We start from the raw sequence: 1,658 nt of genomic DNA on the forward strand, positions 1-1,658 counted from the left end.
CGATACATGGGGATGACCGGAGGTTTGTTCATGTTCTTCAATTGCTTTTGGAGGACAACTCAATTTCCACTTCAAGAATCAAATCGGCCAGTTCTTTTTCAACTTTGTACTCGGGAAGTCTCGCGATTCGTTTAGTCTCGTTCCAGTCTACTTGAACCTCTCCAGACAAGCAGGCTGCGAGGAGCTTCTTTGCACATTCACGAGAACGGTCATCGATTTTCGGGTAGAACGCACTCAGCACGCGTTCGGGAATCAAATCTTCAGGCTTTGCTATTAGCACGGATTGGGTGCCATCAGGGTTGGAGAATTTCCGGTAGCTCGTGTTCGCAAGGGTCTCCACCTCCCCGAGAATATCAGGCTCTTCGTAGAAGTCTGTGGGATTTTTAGTGGGGTTGGATAGATTGCGCCTCATGCAGGACACGGAGTTTTATGAGCGGTTGCTGGGCTTGAGCAAGCCTTGGAAGGTCACGGATGTCACCATGGACTTGGCTGTTGGCGAAGTTCGGGTCAAGGTGGCCTGCGACACTACCGTCTGGGTGGGGGACGATGGCGTGCGTCTCCACGTCCATGGCAACGAACAGCGTTGCTGGCGGCATCTGGACACCTGTCAGTTTCGCACCCTCATCGAAGCTGCCGTGCCTCGTGTGCTAGACCCTTCCACTGGCAAAACACAGATGGTGAGCGTGCCTTGGGCGGGACCGCGTAGCGGATGGACTCTCATGTTTGAGCACTTTGTCATCCGGGTTTTGCTGGCATGCTCGACGCTCAGCGATGCGCTTCATCTCACCGGGCTCAACTGGCACCAGGCGCAGGGCATCATGCAGCGGGCGGTGGATCGCGGCTTGCAAAGGCGCAAGCTTGAGCAAATTGATTATGTGGGGCTGGATGAGAAGAGCTTTCGCCGGGGGCAGGATTACATCTCTGTAATGACCGATATTGTTGCCCAGCGGGTGCTGGAGGTGCAGCCCGGACGGGACACTGCCGCGGTGCTCAAACTTTGGGATTTGTTGCCTGAAGAGACCCGCCAGCAGGTGCGGGCAGCGACCATGGACTTTGGGGCAGCGTACGCAGCCGCGACGCGCCAGGCGGCACCGCAGGCGCTTGTCGTCTATGACAAATTCCATGTGAGCCAGTTGTTGAGCAAGGCGGTGGACACGGTGCGCCGTCAGGAGCACAAGGTCTTGATGGGGCAGGGTGATGACACGCTCAAAGGCTCAAGATACGCATGGTTGCGCGGGCTGGAAAAGATGAGCGATGAAGAGTTTTTGAACTTCCAGCAACTGGTGGAGCTTTCGCTGAAGACCTCGCGTGCGTGGGAGCACAAGGAGTTGTTTGCCGCCTTCTGGCAACAGCGCACAGCAGCGCAAGGAGCCAGCTTCTTTGCCCGATGGTTGAAGCGGGTGAATAGTTCACGCCTGGAGCCTGTCAAGAAGGCGGCACGCACCTTGAAGACCCATCTGCAAGGCTTGCTCAACTACTTCACCCACCCCATCACCAACGCTCTGACAGAAGGACTCAACAGCCGCATTCAACTGCTGAAAGCTTCGGCGCGGGGCTTTCGCAACTTCGAAAACTACCGCATAAGAATTCTGTTTTTCCTCGGTGCTCTGGACATGCTTCCTTCCCTGTCAAAATCCCACGGAAACTAACGAAGAACC

At 55.7% G+C, this 1,658-nt stretch carries 2 protein-coding genes; one reads left to right on the plus strand and one right to left on the minus strand.

Features of this window, described 5'->3' with window-relative positions:
* Positions 1–37: 37 nt before the first annotated feature.
* On the minus strand, positions 38–412 hold the full coding sequence (locus VLA04_00005) for a hypothetical protein (GenBank protein HSI20097.1): 375 nt from the start codon (positions 410–412) through the stop codon (positions 38–40).
* Between VLA04_00005 and VLA04_00010 the strand changes: the two genes are divergently transcribed.
* Entirely contained in the window at positions 411–1,649 is a 1,239-nt protein-coding gene (locus tag VLA04_00010; GenBank protein ID HSI20098.1) for an ISL3 family transposase, read from the plus strand. The genes VLA04_00005 and VLA04_00010 overlap by 2 nt on opposite strands.
* The last annotated feature ends 9 nt before the right edge of the window (positions 1,650–1,658 follow it).

The organism is Verrucomicrobiia bacterium (genome assembly GCA_035460805.1).
Classification (GTDB): Bacteria; Patescibacteriota; UBA1384; order CAILIB01; family CAILIB01; genus DATHWI01.